At 61.7% G+C, this 230-nt stretch carries 1 protein-coding gene; it reads left to right on the forward strand.

Features of this window, described 5'->3' with window-relative positions:
- The coding region (locus KVT11_RS20840; RefSeq protein WP_217609240.1) for an FAD-dependent oxidoreductase at positions 1-230 on the forward strand (230 nt) is incomplete at both ends.

A 230-nucleotide genomic window follows, 5' to 3' on the forward strand; every position in this document is an offset into this window, starting at 1 on the left:
GACGATGACCACTACTACATGGCCAATGCGATTGCAGCAGACCTCGCCTCGAAGGGGCATGAGGTGCATCTGGTGAGCCCAATGCCATCGCTTTCCGCGTGGATGGGCCACACGCTGGAACAGCCGCGCATGATCGCGGAGATGAAGGCGGCGGGCGTACGGATGTATCCGAACAGCGTTGCCACAGGCTGGGCCGAGGGGGAGCTTTCGCTTAGTCGAGGCGATACAGG

The sequence above is a fragment of the Bacillus sp. GbtcB10 genome (assembly GCF_019091365.1).
In the GTDB taxonomy this organism is placed as follows: domain Bacteria; phylum Bacillota; class Bacilli; order Bacillales; family Bacillaceae; genus Bacillus; species Bacillus altitudinis.